This window comes from Actinokineospora lacus, assembly GCF_053813445.1.
Map to the genome: position 1 here is coordinate 121,121 of NZ_JBQERA010000004.1, position 19,389 is coordinate 140,509.

Below are 19,389 nucleotides of genomic sequence, written 5' to 3' on the forward strand. Positions count from 1 at the left end.
TGCGTCGTTCCGTGATGGACGGGGTACCCCCTCCCCGACAGCCAGGTGATGAGAGAGGACGGCTGATGGGCAACATCACGAAGTCGATCGATGTCGAGGTCCCGGTGTCCACCGCGTACAACCAGTGGACCCAGTTCGAGTCGTTCCCGAACTTCATGGAGGGCGTGACCGAGATCCGCCAGATCGACGACACCCACACCCGGTGGGTCGTGGAGATCGCGGGCGTGCGCCGGGAGTTCGACGCCACGATCACCGAGCAGCACCCCGACGAGCGGGTCGCCTGGGCGGCCGACGACGGCCCCAAGCACGCGGGCGTGGTCACCTTCCACCGCATCGACGACACCACCAGCCGGGTCACGGTGCAGATGGACATCGACCCGGAGGGGTTCATCGAGAACGTCGCGGACAAGGTGGGCATCCTCGACCGCCGGGTCAAGGGCGACCTGGACCGGTTCAAGACGTTCATCGAGTCCCGCGGGCACGAGAGCGGCGCCTGGCGAGGTGACGTCCCCCGGCCCGGCGCGTAACCGGCCCCGGACCCGCGGCTGCCGATCCCGTGCGCGGAGTCGATGAGCGGCAGGTGCGGCCGCGGGGTCGAACCACGCGCCGCTGGGTCGCGGGTCCGCCCGTCGCCACGGTCGTGCCCACCCACGCGACCGGGCAGGACCGCGGTCGTTCGCCTGCCTGCTGTCCCCCGGCCTGCTGTCCACAGTGCACGGTCACGGCCAGCAGACGGGAACTGAGAACGCGAGCACTTCGCGGCGGTCCTCCGCGACCTCCTGACCGACAGGAACCGTCAGCCGACGCGGAGGTAGGCGCGGATCGTGGTGCCCAGTGGGCTGGTGTGGGTGCGGACCAAATCGGCCAGGTCGTTGATCATCAGCAGGCCGCGGCCCGAGGGGTTGTCGGGCAGCGCGGGTCTGCGGCCCGCGAGGGGGTCGGCCAGCAGGCCCTTGTCGCGTCCCTCGCAGACGACGTGGCCGTCGTCGGTCCAGATCCGCAGCTCGCACGGCGTGCCCGCGTGGATGAGGCTGTTGGTGGCCAGTTCGGTGGCGATGATCTCCACCTCCGCGACCCGGTCCGGGGACAGCCCCAGCATCCGGGCCTGGACCGCGATGCGGTGGCGCGCCGGGGGCAGGTCGGCTGCGGTGGCCACGAGGTGGACGTCCTCGCAGCCGAAGTCCGGCAGTGGCAGGTTGTAGCGGCTGACCACGCTGTCCGGGGCGTATTCCACGCTGAGGTACCGCTCATCGGCCTCCCACACCAGCGGGTGGGTGGCGCGGGCGTCGGCGATGGCGGACGGGGCCAGCCCGACGGTGTCGTACGGGCAGACGATGGTGACGTCGCGCCCGGCGAACGCCGCGTTGATCAGGGCCTCGTGCTGGGCGCAGGCCGGGTACTCGGTCTCCGAGCGGGTCGGCCAGATCGGCTCGCCGATGATCCGGACGTGCCGGTCGGGGTGAGTGTCGGCGAAGCGGCGCAGCACCGTGGCGATGATCCGCCCCGGGTTGCGGCCGACCACGGTCATGTCGAGCAGGCGCACCCGCTCGGCCGCGTCGCCGAGGGCGGCGGTCAGCAGCCGCACCTTCGGGCCGGGAACCGCCACCGCGACCGGGTGCTCGGCCGCCAGGCCGTCGGTGATGAACGGCACCAGCGCGGCCAGGTACTCCGTGTCGGAGCGGTAGAACAGCGCGGGGTGGACGAACTCACCAGTACTCGACGGCGTCGAGGTGGTCATGCGGTGCGCTCCCGTCGCTGTTCCACACGCACGTCGGCGAGCCCGAGCAACTCCACCATTCGCGTCGGACAGGGGTGTGAGGTGTGCAGCACGAGGGTGGCGGCGCGGCTGCGGGCGTGTTCCAGCAACCGCAGCACGCTGCGGTGGTCGATGAAGTCCAGACCGGTGGCGTCGATGATCAGTTCCCCGCCTCTGGGTGGCAGCTCGGCACGCCCCAAGGCGGTGGCGAACAGGTTCTCGGTGGACAGGTCGAGCTCCCCGTTCAGGGTGACGCTGTAGTCCTCGCCGGTCGCCGCGTGCAGCCGGAAACCGCCGGTGTCGAGGTTGGTGTTCGGGTGCATGCACGCGAGCTGCGCGATCGCGTCGTCACCCAGCTCCCGGACGTCGTAGGCGCACAGGGCCGAGAACTCGTGCTCGGCCATGTACCGGTCCACCAGGTGCTCATACCGGGCGAAAGCCTCGAGCTGGGCGGGGGTGCGCACCATCGGCGTGGCCTCCGCCGCGACCCGCAGGCCGGTGTACCCGGCGGCCAGCGCCTCCTCCGTCGCGGCGGCGTAGGCCCGCACCTGCGCGGCGGGCTCGACCACGGTGTCCGTCGTCGTGTAGATGTCGGCCAGCGAGGTGGCCTGCGCGGCTCCGCGGCTCAACGCCTCGTCCATGCCGTCGATCCGCCGCAGCTCGGCGAGCAGGGTCTCCTTCGGGGCGGCCCCGATGTAACAGACCCGCGCGCCGCTCGCCAGCCCTTCGCCCAGGAACTCCTGAACCCGCGACCGCAGCTCAGCCGGGTCGTCGTACTGCCAGCACAGATGGTCGTGAAGACCATAGCCCCGGGCGTTTTCGATCACTCCCGACGAACGCACCACCCGAGAGTACATCGCGGATACCGAGGGCAACGTGGGCCGACGGTGATCTCTCAAGCGACAGGCACCCTGATCACAGCGCGTGCTCGGCTCTGCACCGCGTGAGTTCGACAGCCCCGGGGACGCCGGACCGGGAACTCCCGTCCCGACGCCCCGAAGCCCTCAGCTCTCGCACTCGTTGAAGAAGACGATGTCCTCGGTCACCTCGTCCGCCTTCGCACAGGTGTACGCGGTGCCCTCGACACCCACGAGCGTGACCCGGTGCGCGGCCCCCGCGATGCGGCCCGCCACCGTGCACCCGACCCCGATCGGCCCCTCCGCCTCGGCCGGGTCGAGACCGGCGAGGGTCAGCAGGGATTCGACCTCCGGAGCCGCCGCGCCGGCCAGGGCGACGCACTCGGTCCCCTCAGCCGCAGGCATGACGGTGGGCGTGGCCGACGCGGCAACCCCACTCGCGATCACCGCGCTGATCGCGAACGCCGCGACAGCCGCCTTGCCTCTGATGCTCGCCATGAATCCACTTCCTTCGTTGAGGGCACTTGACTCCCCAACCCGGATACCCGACTCACCGCACACGATGTCGCGACCACCCGAAAGGGTTCGACACCGGAACAGCGAGCGGACTGGCGCGGGGAACCGCCACTCGATCTGCCCAGCCTGTTCAGGCTTGGCAGGGGTCCTGTTGCCAGTCGACACCGGAGGGCCTGCTCCCGGTGCGGCAGTAGTAGTCGAGGGCGGAGCGGAGACTGACGGCCGGGAACTCACAGTGCTCGGGGAAATCCACTTCGGCGTAGACGGGGCCGTCATCGTCCGGTGTGCGACCGTGGCTGTACCAGGAACCGGTTTCGTCGGTGTAATACATGGCGGCGCAGTCACCGCGGACACCGACGACGAGTTCGCTCAGCACCGTGGCGGTCTGGCCTGGTGCGGTCGCGAGGAGACGGATGCCGAAGGGAGCTTTGGTGGCGAGGAGGGTGAGCACCTCGTCGGTGCTGCCAGGAGTGATCTCGGCGGATTCCTCGCTGACTCGCTCATCGATGAGGATGCGGTAATGGGCCTGAATGATCATGGATCTGCGGTTCCCCGGTAGATGTGGCGGTTGCCGTCTCGGTCGATGACGATCAGTGTGGCACCGGGTGGAAGCCAGTCGGCGAGCGTGGCATCGCAGGTCCACTCGGCCGGGGCGGCAGTGCCACAAGGTGGGCGGTCGATAACGATGGTTTCGCTGAGCGGCGGGTCTCCGGGCCGCCGCCGGTCATGGCGGTCACGCAGGCGCATGGCGAACTTCACCTCGATGTGACGAGCCAAGCCGAGCACTGCTCGCCCCTTCACCCAGCCGCGTTCCCTGCCGTAGTCAGCAGCGGCGACGAACCACTGGTCCCGGTTGCCGCTGACCAGGTCGTGAACCTCTCCGTCGCAGTCGATCCACGCGCCGTAAGTACGCGCACCGGGCACCGGCGGTTTCAACCGCGCACGAGCAGCTTCGACCAACTCCTCCTGAGACCGGGCTCCCGGTTTGTCATCGGGGGAACCCGCAGCCACACCAAATGGTCCGGAAGTTGTTTCCACTTGGCCAACTACTGGGCTTGTCAGGCGTGCGCGGTAGTCCGCCAGTATGGAGTGAGCCGCGTCGATGGCCTGCAAGGCTCGGTCGATCGCCTCACGCGCGACGCCGAGGTGCGCGACGGCCTGCCCAAGTTCGATTCGACTGGACTCCAGGGCGAGTCCGTACAAGGTCGGACCGGCCTGGATGTCAATCCACTGCGTCACCGAGTGCAGAGCCACCTGTGGGGTATCGAGTCGCCTATCGATGGCCGCGAGGACCTCATCCATGCCCACGGTGGGCTACACATTCGCGACGTATGCGTGGCACATGCTCTGCGCGGAGACCACAGCGGCATGTGCATGTCGGACCTGGTCAGCAGCGACCATCAGGAGGTCGACTGCGGCCAGGACGTCCGGCCTGCTCGTTCCCCGCGTCAATCTCCGCAGTTCAGCGGTGTCCTCCTGGATGAGAGCGGCTTCCGTAATCAACACGGCGATGGGCATCTCGTCGGCGATTCCCGTGACCTGGGCGCGCACTTCACCGATGGACATGTCCTCCCTCCGCCTCCATCGCGCCGCTCGCTCGGCCGTCGAGCCAGAGGAGGTGGGCGGTGGCGTTGTCGTCGCAGCCGAGGATGTCGCAGGCGCGTTCGGCGCTGCTGAGGGCCATGCGGCACCGGCCGTCGGAGTCGACGACCTCGACGTGGTCGTCGAAGGCCATGCCCCAGGCGGCGACCCAGGCGTCCTCGCGGTGGCCCACCTCGTGCAGGATCGCGAACAGCCGGGGCGCCTGGCCGAACACCAGGGTGTGGACGGCGTCGGCGAACACCGGGGCGTCGGCGAACGTGGCCCTGAGGCCCTCGACGGCGTCGCCCGATCGCGCCTGGCCTGCGTTGACTAGCATTTGGGCCTCCTACAGCCTGTGGTGTTGCGGTCACTGCCCGCACAGCTAAACTGACTTGCAACTCTCACTCTGGAAACTGGAGTCGCAAACTTTCATCCGATCGGAGGACCATGAGCCGGGACCCGAGTCGTGCGAACCACGTCGTCCGACAGTGGCAGCTCGTCGAGATCCTCCGGGAGCTGAGGGCCAAGTCGGGCCTGACGATGGAGCAGGCAGCGGAGCGGTTGAAACCCCTGGGCGGCACGTGGTCCAAGGCGAAGATCAGCCGGATCGAGGGCCGCGAGTCGGGCGTGAAGTCCGCCGACGCGGCCCGGATGCTCGACGTCTACGGGGTCACCGACGCCACCGAGCGGGCATGGGTCCTGGAGTTGGCGACCAAACCGGCCGAGCGCGGGTACTGGCACTCGATCCGCCCGGACCTCCCCGAGGACTTCCACCTCCTGCTCAACGTGGAAGCGGCTTTGCTGTCGGAACGCCAACTCGCGACCCTCGTCGTCCCGGGACTGCTCCAAACTCCCGAGTACGCAAGGGCGGTGATCTCAGGATCATGTCCCGGGATCTCGCAAGACGTGGTCGAGCGGCGGGTCTTGGCCCGCACTGCCCGTCAACGGGTGCTGGCAGGCCCTGATCCCATGCGCTATCACGTGATCCTTGAGGAAACCATGCTCACCCGGACCATCGGCGGTCCCGAGACCATGTTCGGGCAGCTCACCAAGCTCCGCACCGCCGCCAAGGCGGAGAACATCACGATCCAGGTGCTTCCCAAGGACTGCGGCGCGACCCCGATGATCTACGGCCCGTTCTCGCTGTTGACACTTCCCGACCCGATCCCGGACTTCGGCTACACAGAGGGGCCGGGCGGAGCGGTCTACATCGAGGACAAGGCGAAGGTCCGCACCTGCACCGAGCGCTGGGGCATCCTCACCCGCTTCGCACTCCCCCCTGACGAGTCGATGCGGCTGATCAACGAGGCTGGTAAGACATACGAGTGATCCCCACCGAAAGGAACCCCGAGATGTCGACCAACCCGGTGACCTGGCGAAAAAGCAGCTTCTCCGGGGGCGGCGACTCCGGGGGCGGCGACTGCGTCGAGGCGGCGAGGTTTGCCGCCGATCAGTTCGCCCTCCGCGACAGCAAAGCTCCGGATGCGGGCACACTGCGGCTCCCCCGCTCCGGCATGACGGCCCTGCTGACCGCGATCACCGCCTAGCATCAGCGCTAATGAGAGTCTTGTCTCATAGTGGCCGATAGGGGTTTCCTTTTGACCACGCCTATCGCGGAATAGGGGTTATCGACCATCGCGGCTCGCCATCACGATTAGGAGTTGACGGGTGGCCGGACCCGGCGGACCATCAGTGCCATCCCGGATATTCCTCCGATGGGCGGCGGCATGACCACGTACTTCGATTTCGACGACCCCATGCTGCGGGCCGACCGGTTCGAGTACTACCGGCGCTTCCGGGAGACCGACCCGGTCCACAGGACCCCGCACGGCTACTGGATGCTGTTCCGCTACGACGACGCGGAGACCCTGCTCAAGGCGGCGGGCGCGTCCAGCAACTTCCCGGCGAACGCGAACTGGGCCAAGGCCCGGGGCGGGCCGACCAGCCCGGTGATCAAGGCGTCCGGCAAGTGGCTGCTGATGCAGGACGACAACGCGCACAAGCGGCTGCGCCGGGTGATCGCCAAGCTGTTCACCCCGAGGGTGATCGAGCGGATGCGGGAACGGGTGCCCCAGATCGTCGACGCGCTCCTGGCGCGCGTTGACGACACCGGCGAGGTCGACCTGATGAGCACCGTGGCCTTCCCGCTGCCGATCACCGTGGTGAGCGAGCTGATCGGCATTCCCGAGGCCGACCGGGAGTCGCTGCGGGTCTGGAGCGAGGCGCTCGGGCACGTCATCGACCGGTCCATCACCCCGCAGCGGCTCATCGCCATGAACAAGGCCGAGCCGAAGATCCGCGCGTACGTCACCGAGAAGACGCGGTCGGTCCGCGCGAGCGAGCCCGACGACACCATGATCTCGCTGATGACCCACTCCGAGGCGGGCTTCACCGACGAGGAGATCGCGGCGAACGTCGGGCTGGTCTTCAACGCGGGCCACGAGACGACGGCCAACCTGATCGGCAACGGCATGCTGGCGCTGCTGCGCGACCCCGAGGCCATGCGGCAGCTGCGCGAGGACCCGTCGCTGATGACCACGGCGGTCGAGGAGCTGTCCCGGTTCGACCCGTCCGCCCGGTTCGCCTGCCGCATCCTCACCGAGGACCTGGAGGTCGGCGGCACGCTGATCCCCAGTGGCGAGGCGGTGTTCGTCGCCTTCGACTCCGTCGGCCGCGACCCGCAGCGCTACCGCGACCCCGACCGGCTCGACCTGGCCCGCACCGGGGTGCGGTCACTGGCCTTCAGTGCTGGCCCGCACCACTGCGTCGGCAAGATGCTGGCCTCGGTGGAGGCGGGCACCCTGTTCCGGACGCTGCTCGAGCGCTATCCGAAAATCGAGTTGGCCACGGACGACCCGCCCTACCACGAGCACTTCAATCTCCGGATGCTGGCGAACCTGCCGCTGCGCCTGTCGAGATAAACGCGAATCGGAGAACCCGGCACCGCGCCCTGATCGGGTTCGGCGCCTGTTCTCCCGCGCGTATCAGCGGGATAACGCGAGGCGGTGCGCCGCGATACGCCGCTCGATGGCGTCGGCGGCTTTTCCGGGACCACCCGCCTGCGCGATATCGCGCCGCATTTTCAGCACCCGGTTCTTGGTGAGCTGGTCCGCGGCGACGTCCTCGACGGCGGTGCGCAGCTTGGCCGGGGACAGGACCTCCTCCCGCACGACGCGGCCGAGGCCGAGTTCGGCGACCCGCTGGGCGTTGACCTTGTGCTCCGGCGAGGTCGGCACGAGCACCAGCGGCACGCCCTTGTAGAGCCCGCCCATGAGGCTGCCGAGACCGGCGTGCGAGACGAACACCGCGGCGTGCTCGAGCACGGCCAGGTGCGGAATCCAGGCGTGGGCCTCGATGTTGGGCGGCAGTGGGGCCAGGTCGGCGGGGTCGACGGAGTTGTGCACCGCGAGCACGATGTGCCACGGCGTGCCCGCGAAGGTCTCCACGCACATCCGGAAGAAGTCCGGCTGGCGGTGCACGCTGGTGCCGAGCGAGATCAGCACCACCGGCCTGCCGTCCCCCGGCGGGGTCCACGGGGGCTCGCTCTGGTCGACGTAGTCCAGGCACGGCCCCATGAAGCAGTGCCGGTCGTCGAAGGTGGCCCCCGCGGGCTGGAACGACCGCGGGTAGAAGACCAGGTTCAGCTCGTCCGTCTGGCCCATGATCTGCTCGATCGCGCGGTCGGGCTGGCCGTGCTCGGCCATCAGCCGGGTGAGCCTGCCGAAGAACGCCTGGAGCGCGGGATGGAGCAGGGTGCCCTTGTCGGGCATCTTCTCCAGCATCCTGTCCAGGAAGGAGAAGTGCTCGTTGGAGGCGAACGACGGGAAGCACTCGACGCTGGGCACGTCCCACTTGCGGGCGAGGATGCGGCCCGCGTGGTAAACGGTCATGTCGAACGCGATGAGGTCGGGGCGGTCGGCGGCCAGCACCGGCTCCGCCACGGCGAGGATGTCCACGCCCTCCTGGAGGTAGATGCCCGGCATCCGGGAGGTCGCGTCCGCGGTGACCATCTCGGACAGGTCGACGTGCACGAGCTGGGAGTCGTAGCCGAGCACCCGGGCGCCGGTGGCCGCGACGGTGTCCACGAGCCGGTCGCCGGTCACGTAGGTGACCCGGTGCCCGCGGCGGACCAGTTCCTCCACCACGCCGAGGGTCGGGATCACGTGGCCGTAGCCGGAGTTGTTGAAGAAGGCGATGTGGCTCATCGGGCCACCGCCTCCGACACCGTCGCGCCCGCCAGCGCGGCGACCGTGCTGATCAGGCCGTCGCGCAGGGACAGCCGCGGCCGCCAGCCGGTCACCGCGTGGAACCGGGACGGGTCGACGTCGACGTCGACCAGGTCGGTGGAGAAGGAGTTCGCGGGCGGGGGCACCCTCGTCACCGCCACCGCGGGCTCGCCGGTGTGGTCGGCGACGATCTGGGAGATCTCGGCGAACAGCTTGCCCAGCGGCTCGCCCTGGCCGGTGCCGACCAGCCAGTAGGAGCCGGTGAGCGCCTCGAAGTGGTCGAGGGTGTCGAGGATCGCCGCGGTCACGTCGTCGATGTGCACGAGGTCCCTGCGGACCGTGCCGTCGTGCCACAGGGTGAGCGCGTCGCCCGCCAGCGCCTTGCGGGCCATCGTCTCGACCACGTTGGGGCGGGTGCCCGGCTCGTACCCGAACACCGGCGGCAGCCGCAGCGACACCGCGCGCAGCACCCCGTCGGCGGTGGCCTGCTCCAGCACCCGCTCGGCGGACAGCTTCTGCCTGCAGTACGCGCTGCGCAGCCGGTCGGGCGGCGTGTCGGTGCTGTCGTCGCCGTTCAGCGCGGTGCCCGTGAACAGGACGGCCGGGACCGTGCCCCCCGCCCGGCAGACGTCGGCCAGGTCCCGCACCAGCCCCACGTTCACCTTCTCCGCTGCGGCGGCGTCGCCGTCGGCGGCCCCGTCGGCGGACCGCCAGGAGGGCGCGACGAGGTGGATCACGGTGTCGGCGCCCGCGATCGCCCGCGCCATCGCGCCGGGCTCGGTCAGGTCGACGGTGCTCACCTCGATGTCGGCGACCGCGTCGCACGGCACGGGGGGAAGGCGCCGCGACACCAGCCGCAGCCGCACCGGCCGGGCGGCCAGCGCCCGGCTGACCGCGGTGCCGATGAAGCCCGAGGCGCCGAGGACGACGATGAGCGGTCGCCCGCTGTCTTCAGTCATGTCCGATCACATTCCCCACTGGCCCCTGGCCCGTCCGGTCGGCCGAGCGCTTGATGAAGTCCTCGATCGCGTCCGCCCCGTGCGCGCCGCCCCCGGTCCGGAGGATGTCCGCCCGCATGGCCGCGACCCGTTCGCGCACCGCCGGGTCGGCGTGCACCTCCTCCACCGCGCGGCGCAGGGCCTGCCCGGTGGCCGCCTGCTGGGCGAGCACCTGACCGAGCCCGAGTTCGACCACCCGGTCGCCGTTGAGCATTTGCTCCCCGGAGTTCGGCACCACGACGACCGGCGTGGCCTTGGCGAACGCGGCCATCAGGGTGCCCATCCCGCCGTGGCACACGAGCACGTCGGTGTGCTCGAGCACCGCGAGGTGCGGCAGCCAGCGGTGCACCTCGACGTTGGGCGGCAGCTCGCCGATGTCGGCGAGGTCCAGGCCCGCGTGCGCGTGCAGGACGAGGTGCCAGTCGCTGCCCCGGAACGCCTCGACGCACCCCCGGAAGAAGTCCGGCCTGCGGTGGACGCTGGTGCCCAGGGAGATCATCAGCACCGGGCGGCCGTCGGCGGGCGGCGCCCACTCCCCCGGGTCGGTCCCCTCGGTGAGGTTGGGACCGACGAAGACGTTCTTGTCGTCGAAGGTGTCCCCGGCGAACTGGAACGACCGGGGGTAGAAGGCCAGGTACAGCCCCTCCTGGGCGCGGTAGAACTCCTCCAGCGTCCGGTCGCTCTGCCCGTGCGCGGCGAGCAGCGACACCAGGTTCCGCAGCGCCTTCGCGGCGTGCTGGCGGCGCCTGGGCACGGCGGCCTTCTTCGCCTCCACCCGCTCGTGGAAGGAGAAGTGCTCGTTGGAGAGCAGCACCGTGCAGAACGCCGCGATCGGCACGTTCCACTTGCGGCCGAGGATGCGGCCGACGGCGAACCGCGTCGCGTCGGAGATGACCAGGTCGGGGCGGTCGTGCGCGGCGTACTCCTCCACCGCGGCGATCAGCCGCCTGTCCTCCTCGACCCCGAGGACCATGAGGCGGTCCATCTCCTCGACGGTGTCCATCACGGCGAGGTCGACCCCGGTCAGCGCCGAGTCGTACTCGACGATGTTCGCGCCGGTGGTGGCCAGCTTGGCCGCGGGGATGCCCGTGGTCACGCAGGTCACCCGGTGGCCGCGGCCGACCAGGTGGGTGACGGTGTCCAGGGTCGGGATCGCGTGGCCGACCCCCGGGTAGCCCGCGATGACGATGTGGCTCATCGGTCTCCTCTCCTCAGGCCGTCGCCCGCGGTCTTCAGGTGGCCCTCGATGGCGTCGGCGCCGCGCGACCCGCCGCCCGCCGCGCGGATGTCCTCGCGCATGGCCGCGGCCGCCTCGCGGATCTCCGGGTCGGTCGCGACCTCGCGGACGGCGCCGCGCAGCCGCTCGGGGGTCAGCGCCGCCTCCGCGACCGCGCGGCCGAGCCCGAGTTCCTCGACGCGGGCCGCGTTGGCCATCCGCTCCGGGGAGTCGGGCACGACGACGACCGGGGTCCCCTGCGCGAGGGAGACCATGATGCTGCCGAGCCCGCCGTGGCACAGGAAGACGTCCGCGTGGGCGAGCACCTCGTGCAGCGGCAGCCAGCCGTGCGCCTCGACGTTGGGCGGCAGCGGCCCGAGGTCGGCCACGTCCACACCACTGTGGACGGTCATCAGCACCCGCCACGGCAGCTCCGCGAGCGCTTGGGCGCACGTGCGGAAGAACCCGGGCCTGCGGTTGGACGAGGTGCCCAGGGACACCACGAGCAGCGGTTCGCCGCCCCCGGGCGGGGTCCACGTCGGCGGGGCGGCGGTGTCGCCGACGTACGGGCCGACGAACACGTGCCGGTCGTCGAAGGTGTCGCCCGCGAACTGGAAGGACCGCGGGTAGAACCCGAGGTGCAGGCCCTCGGGGCGGCCGATGAACTCCTCCAGCGAGAGGTCGCTCTGCCCGTGGGCGGCGAGCAGCCTGAGCAGCCGGGTCCCGAACTCCCTGAGCACCGGGTGGTTGGGGGGCAGCGCGCTTCCGGTGGCCTCGACGAACTTGTCCATCAGCGAGAAGTGCTCGTTGGAGGACAGGGTCGCGCAGAGGGCCACCGCGGGCACGCCCCACTTCCGGGACAGGATGCGACCGGCGTGGTAGACGGTGGTGTCGTAGGCGACGAGGTCCGCCGTGCCGGACCCGAAACGCGCGTCCACCGCGCGCAGGATCGCCTCGCTCTCGCGCACCTGCAGCGGCAGCAGCCGGTGCGACTCGCCCATGGTGTCGACGGCGGCCAGGTCGACCCCCGCCAGGACCGAGTCGAACTCCAGGACGTCGGCCCCGGTGGCCGCCACCCGCTCCGCGGCCGCCCCCGCCGTGGCGTAGGTGACCCGGTGGCCCCTGCGGACGAGCTCGGCGACCACGTCGAGGGTCGGCAGGACGTGCCCGAACCCGGGGTTGTTGACGATCGTGATGTGACTGCTCACGCTGACTCCCAGCTCAGGCGAACCGCTTGCCCTCGTCGTTGCGGTAGGCGCGGTAGGCCCAGAACGCGAAGACCGCCGTCCACAGGACGAACGTGACCATCGAGATCAGGTTCGGCGAGTAGCCGCCGACCGCGGCCCACACCAGCTCGGCGGGCCCCCGGGTCGGCAGGAACTGGGTGGCCGTGGCCATGAACCCCTCGGTCTCGTTGGGATTGGTGAAGAACCCGCCGAGGAAGGCGAGCAGCAGCGGGGCGATGCTGGTCAGCGGGCCGATCGCCATGGGGGTGACCGAGTAGCCGACCGCGGTCATGAACAGGCCGAACGGGATGACGGCCAGCATCAGCGCGCCGAAGCCCGCGGCGACGGCCCCGGCCGAGGCGGTGGCCTCGGTGGCGAAGGCCGAGATCACGACCAGCGGGACGCAGGAGAACACCACGAGCACGGTGCTGAACACCAGCATGCTGACGATCCTGGGCATGGGCCCGCCGGGCAGGGTCCGCACATAGCCGCCCCACGGCCGAATCCGGCCGATCGAGATGGCCATGCCGTATTGGGCCGAGCAGATGGTCAGCACGGCGAACAGGCACATGGACGCCGTGGCCATGGCCGCGGCCAGCGGGTCGTCGCCGACCGCGGGGATGACGAACAGCACCATGCCGACGCTGGGCATGAACAGCAGCGCGACGTACACCATCGGGATGCGCATCGCCTGCAGGAGTTCGAACTTCGAGTAGACCAGGATCGATTTCATCTCAGGGGCTCCGTGGTGTGGTCAGGCGGCCGGGGTCTTGGCGGTCAGGGCGAGGAAGGCGTCCTCAAGGGACCCCGCGCGGATCTCCAGGTCGCTGAAGGCGACGCCGGAGCCGACCAGGTCGCGCACCAGCTGGTCGGGGTCGTGGGTGATCAGGTGCGTGCGGTCGCCGTCGCGCTCGACGCCCTCCACCCCGGGCAGGGACGGCACCTCGGGGACGGTGACGCTGACCCGCTGCAGGCCGCTGAGCCTGCGCAGCGACTCGACGCTGTCGTCGGCGACGCACCGGCCGCGGTCGATGATGATGACCCGCTGGGCCAGCTGCTCGACCTCCTCCAGGTAGTGGCTGGTGAGCACGACCGTGCCGCCGGTGCGGTTGAACTCGCGGATGCCCGTCCACAGCGTGTGCCTGCCCTCGACGTCGAGCCCGGTGGTGGGCTCGTCGAGGAAGACCAGGTCCGGCCTGCCGACGAAGGCGAGCGCGACGGCCAGCCTGCGCATCTGGCCGCCGGAGAGGCCGCCGGTCTGCCTGCGGACCAGCTCGGTGAGGGAGAACTGCTCCAGCAGCTCGGCCCGGTCGATCGGGTCGGGGAAGTGCGAGGAGACGAAGTCGACGACCTCGCCGACCTGCACGGTCTCCGGCAGCCCCGTCTCCTGCGGGGTCATGCCCATGCGCCTGCGCGCCTTCATGTCGCGCGGGTTGTGGCCGAACAGCTCGACCGTGCCCTCGGTCGGGCGGCGCAGCCCGACGAACATGTTGATGATCGTCGATTTGCCCGCCCCGTTCGGGCCGAGCAGGCCGAGCACCTGCCCGGCCGGGATGTCGATGCTCACGTTGTCGACCGCGGTGACGTCGCCGTAGCGGCGGGTCACCCCGATGGCGCGGGCCAAGACCTCGTTCATCGTTTCCTCTTCCTCTTTCTCATCGGGCGAATCCAGGCCCAGGCCCGGGGTCACAGGGACTCCTCGATCCAGGTGTCGATGGCCAGCGCGGTGGCCTCGGCGTGGTCGAGCACCATCGAGAAGTGGTTGCCGGGCACGTCGACGGCGGTCTTGGCGAACTCCCACGAGCTCTGCCACTCTCGGCCGTCCGCAACCGGGCCAAGCGGCTCGCTGGCCCGCAGCAGCAGGGTGGGCGCGGCCGTGCCGACCTGCTCCCACTGCCAGAAGATCGTGGCGTACCAGGCCATCGCCGTGAGCCGCAGGTCGTCCATCGGCACGTAGTCGTCCTCGCGGGCGAAGGCGCCCTCGGACAGCTCGGTGTCCCACTCGGTCATCATCGACTCGCCCGGCGGGTACAGGTCGCCGAGGACGAGCCCGGCGGGGCCCGCGCCGACCGATTCGAGGTGGCGGGTGAGCGCGTGCGCCACGATCGCGCCCGCCGAGTGTCCATAGAGGACGAATGGTCGGCCGTCGGCGTAGCGCAGGACCGCCTCGGCCTGCCAGCGCAGCGCGAGGTCCATGGTGGCCGGGAGCAGTTCGCCGCGGCCGTAGCCGAGCAGCGGGACGGCGGCGACGTCGCGGACGCCGCGCAGCCCGGCGGCGATCCTGGCGAACTCGTGCGGCCCGCCGAGCGCGGTCATGCCGCTGCACCCGATGAGGACCGGCTCGGCGGGGCCGCGGGCCAGCCGGGTCACCGTGGCCGCGACGCCCACCTCGTCCAGGGTCTCGGCCACGGGACGGAACTTGGCGGCGTCGCCGAGGAACTCCACGAACTCAGTGACCGTCCGGTTCTTGATCGCCACCTGGTACAGGGAGTTGAGCAGGCCGACCGGGTCGCGGTCCTCAGGGGACACACCGAGCACCACCTCCTCCTCGGCGGCGGGGACGCCGAGCAGCGCGGCGCGCAGGTGCCGGACGAGCGCGTCGACGGTGGGGTACTCGAAGATCAGGTTGGCGGGCAGCCGGACCCCGGTCGCCGCGCGCAGGCGGTCGCGGAACTCCAGGGTGGTCAGGGAGTCGAAGCCCAGTTCGAGGAAGCCGCTGCCGGGCTCGACCAGCCCGATGTCCTGGTAGCCGAGCACGGCGGCGGCCTCGGCGCGCACGAGGGTGGCCACATCGGTGTCGGAGGTGACCGGGGCGGCGGGCTCGGGCTCCGGGCGGGCCTCGGGGAGGGCGTCGAACAGCGGTCGTGGCCGGACGCCGGTGACCGCGGGGAGAAAGCGGTCCCAGCGAACGTCGGCGACGGTGACGGCGGTGTGCCCGGTGGGGACGGCGGTGGGCGCGGTGGTGCCGACGGCGGCGGCCATCGCGGTGAGGGCGCGGTCGGGGTCGAGCGCGGGCAGTCCCATGCGGTCGAACCGCTCGGCGACGCCGTTGCCGCCGGAGAGGCCCGCGGGCTCGGCCCAGGGGCCCCAGGCGATCGAGGTCGCGGGCAGCCCCAGCGCCCCGCGGTGGGCGGCGAGCGCGTCCAGGCCCGCGCAGGCGGCGGCGTGCGCGGCCTGTCCGGCGCCGCCCCAGACGCCCGCCGCGGAGGAGAAGAGCACGCACGCCTCCAGCGGGTGACCCGCGGTCAGCTCGTGCAGGTGCCACGCGCCGGTCACCTTCGGGGCGAGCACTTCGGCGAGCCGGTCGTCGGTCAGGGCGGGCAGCTCCGCGCCCCCGGCGACGCCCGCGGCGTGGACGACCGCCGTCAGCGGGCCGGTGGCCTCGATCAGCGCGGCGAGGCGGTCCCGGTCGGTGACGTCGCAGGCGGCGATGGTCACCGCGGCGCCCTCGGCGCGCAGCCGCTCGGCGAGTTCGCAGGCACCCGGCGCGTGGGGGCCGGTGCGGCTGACCAGGACCAGCGATTCGGCGCCGTGGCGGGCGAGCCAGTGGGCGACGCGGGCGCCGAGCGCGCCGGTCCCGCCGGTGACGAGCACCGTGCCGTGGGGCCGCCAGGCGCCGGTGGCGGGCTCGGCGCGCACGAGCCTGCGGACGAACAGCCCCGCGGCGCGGAGGGCGACCTCGTCCTCCCGGCCCCCGAGCACGGCGACCAAGCGGTCGACCGTGCGCCGGTCGAGGGTTTCGGGCAGGTCGACCAGGCCGCCCCAGCGGTGCGGGGCCTCCATGGCGAGGGCCCGCCCGAAACCCCAGATCAGGGCCTGGCCGGGGGCGCGAACCGGGTCGGAGCCACCGACCGAGACCGCGCCACTGGTCAGGCACCACAGCGGGGCCTCGACGCCGCGCTCGGCGAGCGCCTGCGCCAGCGCCGCGGTCCGCTCGACGGCGTCCACAAGGGACAGCACACCGGAGATGGGAAGACCGGGATCGAGGTCATCGAGCGAGGTGACGACCTCGACGCCGCGGTCCCTGAGGAGGTCGGCGAGACCCAGGTCAGAGAGGTCCCGGTCGCCGAGGCCCTGACCAGCGAGATCCCAGCTGGCGAGAGGCCGGGCACCGAGGCTCTGGTCGGCGAGGTTCAGGTCGGCGGGGCTTTGGTTGGTGATGACGAGCCAGCGGCCTGGGAGGTGGGGGCGGTCGGGCTCGGTGGCGGCCTGCCAGCTCACCCGGTAGCGCCAGGCGTCGACCTCGGCCTGCTCGGCCCGGCCCGCGCGCCACCGGGACAGGGCGGGCAGGATCGTGTCGAGGGCGGCGGTGTCGGGCTCGGTGAGGTCGAGGGCGCCCGCGATCGCGGCGCTGTCGTGGGACTCGACGGCGGCCCAGAAGCCGTCGTCGGGGCGTGACCGCGCCCAGTCGGGGTCGAAGTGGAGCCAGTACGGCGCGCGCTGGAAGGCGTAGGTGGGCAGGGCGATCCGCCTGCCGCCCCAGGGTGCGAAGACCGCCGACCAGTCGACGCCGACACCGCGCGCCCACGCGGCGCCGACGGCGGACAGGAGCGTCTCGACCTCGGGGCGGTCGCGGCGCAGCAGCGGTGTCGCGTCGTCCACGTGCGCCGAGAGCGCGGCGTCCGGGCCCAGTTCCAGGAAGGTGGTGACGTTCTCCTCGCGCAGGCGCCGGACGGCGTCGGCGAACCGGACGGTGTCGCGGACCTGGCGGACCCAGTAGTCCGGGTCGGTGACCTCGCCCGGCATCGGGATGCGCGGCTGCTGGTAGGTGAGGACCCTGGCGACGGCGGCGAACTCGTCGAGCATCGGCTCCATCAGCCGGGAGTGGAACGCGTGCGACACCGCCAGCGGCGTGACCCTGCGGCCCTCGGCGCGCCACGTCCTCTCCAGGGCGGAGATGTCGGCGCGCGGGCCGGAGACCACCAGCGAGGTCGGGCTGTTGACCGCCGCGATGTCGACGCCCGCCGGGACGTCGGCCTCGGTGGCCTCGACCGCGAGCATCGCGCCACCGGCGGGCAGCGCCCGCATCAGCCTGCCCCGGGCGGCGACGAGGGCGCAGGCGTCCTCCAGCGAGAGCACCCCCGCGACGTGGGCGGCGGCGACCTCGCCGATGGAGTGGCCCACCAGGTGGTCCGGGGTGATCCCCCACGACTCCAGCAGGCGGAACAGCGCCACCTCCAGCGCGAACAGGGCCGCCTGCGCGCCGTCGGTCCAGCCGAGCCGCGCCTCGTCGTCGAAGGGCAGGTCGACGGACAGGGCGGCGAACCCGCCGCGGACCTGGTCGAGCGCGGCGGCGAAGACCGGGAACGCCGCGGACAGCTCGCGGCCCATCCCGACCCGCTGGGCGCCCTGGCCGGTGAACAGCAACGCCAGGCCCCCGGTCGTGCCGCCGGTGCCCGGCGCCGCGCGGGCGACCTCGGCGAGGCCGCGCAGCAGCCCGTCCCGGTCAGCGGCGAGGACGACCGCGCGGTGCGGCAGGGCCGCCCGGGTGGTCGCCAGCGAGAAGCCCGCGTCGACCAGGTCGAGCGCGGGCTCGGCCGCCACGAAGTTCCGCAGCCGCTCCGCCTGCGCGCGCAGGGCGTCCGCGGAGCGGCCGGAGACCACGCACGGGACGAGGACGGGGTCGCCCGAGCGCGGTTGCCGCTCCTCGGGCCGCTGCGGGGACTCCTCGATGATGGTGTGGGCGTTGGTGCCGCTGATGCCGAACGAGGAGACCCCGGCCCGCCGCGGCGTCGTCCCGGCGGGCCACGGCCGGGGCTCGGTGAGCAGCGACACCGCGCCGGACTCCCAGTCGACCAGCGGGGTCGGCGCGTCGACGTGCAGGGTCGCGGGCAGTTGCCCGTGCCGCAGCGCGAGCACCGTCTTGATGACGCCCGCGAGGCCGGACGCCGCCTGGGTGTGGCCGAGGTTGGACTTCAGCGAGCCCAGCCACAGCGGCCGGTCCCGGTCCTGGCCGTAGGTGGCCAGCAGGGCGGCGGCCTCGATGGGGTCGCCGAGCGCGGTGCCGGTGCCGTGCGCCTCGACGGCGTCCACGTCCGCGGGTTCGAGCCGGGCGTCGGCGAGGGCGGCGCGCAGGACCCGCTGCTGGGAGCGCCGGTTGGGGGCGGTGAGGCCGTTGGAGGCGCCGTCGGAGTTCACCGCGGAGCCGCGCACGACGGCGAGCACGTCGTGGCCGAGGCGGCGGGCGTCGCCCAACCGCTCGACCAGCAGCACGGCGACGCCCTCGGCCCAGCCGGTGCCGTCGGCGGCGGCGGCGAAGGACTTGCACCGCCCGTCGCCCGCCAGCCCGTTCTGCCGGTCGAACTCGACGAACGCGGCGGGCGTGGTCATCACGGTCACGCCCGCGACGAGCGCGGCCGAGCACTCCCCCGCGCGCAGCGCCGCGGTGGCCTGGTGCAGGGCGACCAGGGAGGACGAGCAGGCGGTGTCGATGGTGACCGCGGGCCCCTCCAGGCCGAAGACGTAGGCGATGCGGCCGGAGAGCACGCTGTCGGCCGTGCCGGTGACGGCGTGGCCCGCGACCTCCGGCGTCAGCGGCACGCCGGTTCCGTAGCCGGAGTGCGACGCGCCGACGAACACCCCGGTGCGGCTGCCGCGCAGCGTCTCCGGCGCGATCCCGGCCCGTTCCAGCGCCTCCCAGCTCGCCTCCAGCAGCAGGCGCTGCTGCGGGTCCATCGCCAGGGCCTCGCGGGGGGAGATGCCGAACAGCCCGGCGTCGAACTCGGTGGCGTCGTAGACGAACCCGCCGACCTTGGTGAAGCCCGCGCCGCCCACCTCCCAGCCGCGGTCGGTGGGGAACTCCGAGAGCCCGTCGGCGCCGGAGGCCACGACCTGCCACAGGTCCTCCGGCGAGCGCACCCCGCCGGGCAGCCTGCAGCTCATGCCGACGATGGCGACGGGCTCCGGCGCGCGCGACTCGGCCTCGGTCAGCCGCTGCCTGGTCTGGTCGAGCTCGGCGATCACGCGCCTGAGGTAGCCGCGCAGCTTGTCCTCAGTGGACATCGGGTCTGCCA

The 19,389-nt window shown here is 71.8% G+C and carries 17 protein-coding genes and 1 pseudogene; 4 read left to right on the forward strand and 14 right to left on the reverse strand.

The window, feature by feature from the left end:
* The first annotated feature begins 65 nt into the window (after positions 1 to 65).
* Positions 66 to 527 carry an SRPBCC family protein gene (locus ACTG9Q_RS12240; protein ID WP_455572835.1) on the forward strand — a complete coding sequence of 154 codons (462 nt, stop codon included), beginning with the start codon at positions 66 to 68 and terminating at the stop codon, positions 525 to 527.
* A 269-nt stretch (positions 528 to 796) separates the two neighbouring features.
* On the opposite strand, the gene ACTG9Q_RS12245 is transcribed toward ACTG9Q_RS12240, so the two are convergent.
* The 7 genes from ACTG9Q_RS12245 to ACTG9Q_RS12275 form a co-directional block, all read right to left on the reverse strand.
* On the reverse strand, positions 797 to 1,738 hold the full coding sequence (locus tag ACTG9Q_RS12245; RefSeq protein WP_455572836.1) for an anti-sigma factor RsbA family regulatory protein: 942 nt from the start codon (positions 1,736 to 1,738) through the stop codon (positions 797 to 799).
* Complete coding sequence (locus tag ACTG9Q_RS12250) at positions 1,735 to 2,598, reverse strand: MEDS domain-containing protein (RefSeq protein ID WP_455572837.1); 864 nt, start codon at positions 2,596 to 2,598, stop codon at positions 1,735 to 1,737. Before ACTG9Q_RS12250 ends, ACTG9Q_RS12245 begins: the two co-directional genes overlap by 4 nt.
* Positions 2,599 to 2,760: 162 nt before the next feature.
* Positions 2,761 to 3,111, reverse strand: coding sequence for a hypothetical protein (locus tag ACTG9Q_RS12255; protein ID WP_455572838.1), 351 nt, complete (start codon positions 3,109 to 3,111; stop codon positions 2,761 to 2,763).
* 148 nt (positions 3,112 to 3,259) lie between these two features.
* Complete coding sequence (locus ACTG9Q_RS12260) at positions 3,260 to 3,667, reverse strand: Imm1 family immunity protein (RefSeq protein WP_455572839.1); 408 nt, start codon at positions 3,665 to 3,667, stop codon at positions 3,260 to 3,262.
* On the reverse strand, positions 3,664 to 4,431 hold the full coding sequence (locus ACTG9Q_RS12265; RefSeq protein ID WP_455572840.1) for a DddA-like double-stranded DNA deaminase toxin: 768 nt from the start codon (positions 4,429 to 4,431) through the stop codon (positions 3,664 to 3,666). Before ACTG9Q_RS12265 ends, ACTG9Q_RS12260 begins: the two co-directional genes overlap by 4 nt.
* 12 nt (positions 4,432 to 4,443) lie before the next feature.
* Entirely contained in the window at positions 4,444 to 4,695 is a 252-nt protein-coding gene (locus ACTG9Q_RS12270) for a hypothetical protein (protein WP_455572841.1), read from the reverse strand.
* Positions 4,682 to 5,047, reverse strand: coding sequence for a hypothetical protein (locus tag ACTG9Q_RS12275; protein ID WP_455572842.1), 366 nt, complete (start codon positions 5,045 to 5,047; stop codon positions 4,682 to 4,684). The genes ACTG9Q_RS12270 and ACTG9Q_RS12275 overlap by 14 nt, the downstream gene beginning before the upstream one ends.
* Positions 5,048 to 5,157: 110 nt before the next feature.
* Here ACTG9Q_RS12275 and ACTG9Q_RS12280 point away from each other — a divergent pair, with 110 nt between their 5' ends.
* The 3 genes from ACTG9Q_RS12280 (at position 5,158) to ACTG9Q_RS12290 (ending at position 7,631) form a co-directional block, all read left to right on the forward strand.
* On the forward strand, positions 5,158 to 6,039 hold the full coding sequence (locus tag ACTG9Q_RS12280) for a helix-turn-helix domain-containing protein (RefSeq protein WP_455572843.1): 882 nt from the start codon (positions 5,158 to 5,160) through the stop codon (positions 6,037 to 6,039).
* 23 nt (positions 6,040 to 6,062) lie between these two features.
* Positions 6,063 to 6,257 carry a DUF397 domain-containing protein gene (locus tag ACTG9Q_RS12285; RefSeq protein WP_455572844.1) on the forward strand — a complete coding sequence of 65 codons (195 nt, stop codon included), beginning with the start codon at positions 6,063 to 6,065 and terminating at the stop codon, positions 6,255 to 6,257.
* A 180-nt stretch (positions 6,258 to 6,437) separates the two neighbouring features.
* Positions 6,438 to 7,631 (forward strand): cytochrome P450, encoded by a 1,194-nt coding sequence (locus tag ACTG9Q_RS12290; RefSeq protein WP_455572845.1) that lies wholly within the window; start codon positions 6,438 to 6,440, stop codon positions 7,629 to 7,631.
* A gap of 63 nt (positions 7,632 to 7,694) precedes the next feature.
* Here ACTG9Q_RS12290 and ACTG9Q_RS12295 read toward each other — a convergent pair whose 3' ends face one another.
* From ACTG9Q_RS12295 to ACTG9Q_RS12325, 7 genes and pseudogenes are all read right to left on the reverse strand, one after another.
* Positions 7,695 to 8,915: a macrolide family glycosyltransferase gene (locus ACTG9Q_RS12295; RefSeq protein WP_455572846.1), complete on the reverse strand. Its 1,221-nt coding sequence runs from the start codon at positions 8,913 to 8,915 to the stop codon at positions 7,695 to 7,697.
* The gene (locus ACTG9Q_RS12300; RefSeq protein ID WP_455572847.1) at positions 8,912 to 9,895 is read right to left on the reverse strand and encodes an NAD-dependent epimerase/dehydratase family protein; all 984 of its coding nucleotides are present in this window, start codon (positions 9,893 to 9,895) and stop codon (positions 8,912 to 8,914) included. The genes ACTG9Q_RS12295 and ACTG9Q_RS12300 overlap by 4 nt, the downstream gene beginning before the upstream one ends.
* Positions 9,888 to 11,132 (reverse strand): macrolide family glycosyltransferase, encoded by a 1,245-nt coding sequence (locus ACTG9Q_RS12305; RefSeq protein WP_455572848.1) that lies wholly within the window; start codon positions 11,130 to 11,132, stop codon positions 9,888 to 9,890. Before ACTG9Q_RS12305 ends, ACTG9Q_RS12300 begins: the two co-directional genes overlap by 8 nt.
* Positions 11,129 to 12,358, reverse strand: a complete 1,230-nt coding sequence (locus ACTG9Q_RS12310; protein ID WP_455572849.1) for a macrolide family glycosyltransferase — start codon at positions 12,356 to 12,358, stop codon at positions 11,129 to 11,131. Before ACTG9Q_RS12310 ends, ACTG9Q_RS12305 begins: the two co-directional genes overlap by 4 nt.
* A 13-nt stretch (positions 12,359 to 12,371) precedes the next feature.
* Positions 12,372 to 13,109 (reverse strand): hypothetical protein, encoded by a 738-nt coding sequence (locus ACTG9Q_RS12315; RefSeq protein WP_455572850.1) that lies wholly within the window; start codon positions 13,107 to 13,109, stop codon positions 12,372 to 12,374.
* A gap of 21 nt (positions 13,110 to 13,130) precedes the next feature.
* Positions 13,131 to 14,012: an ABC transporter ATP-binding protein gene (locus tag ACTG9Q_RS12320; RefSeq protein WP_455572851.1), complete on the reverse strand. Its 882-nt coding sequence runs from the start codon at positions 14,010 to 14,012 to the stop codon at positions 13,131 to 13,133.
* A gap of 50 nt (positions 14,013 to 14,062) precedes the next feature.
* A pseudogene (locus ACTG9Q_RS12325) lies at positions 14,063 to 19,378 on the reverse strand (type I polyketide synthase); the annotation flags it as partial.
* Between the last annotated feature and the right edge of the window lie 11 nt (positions 19,379 to 19,389).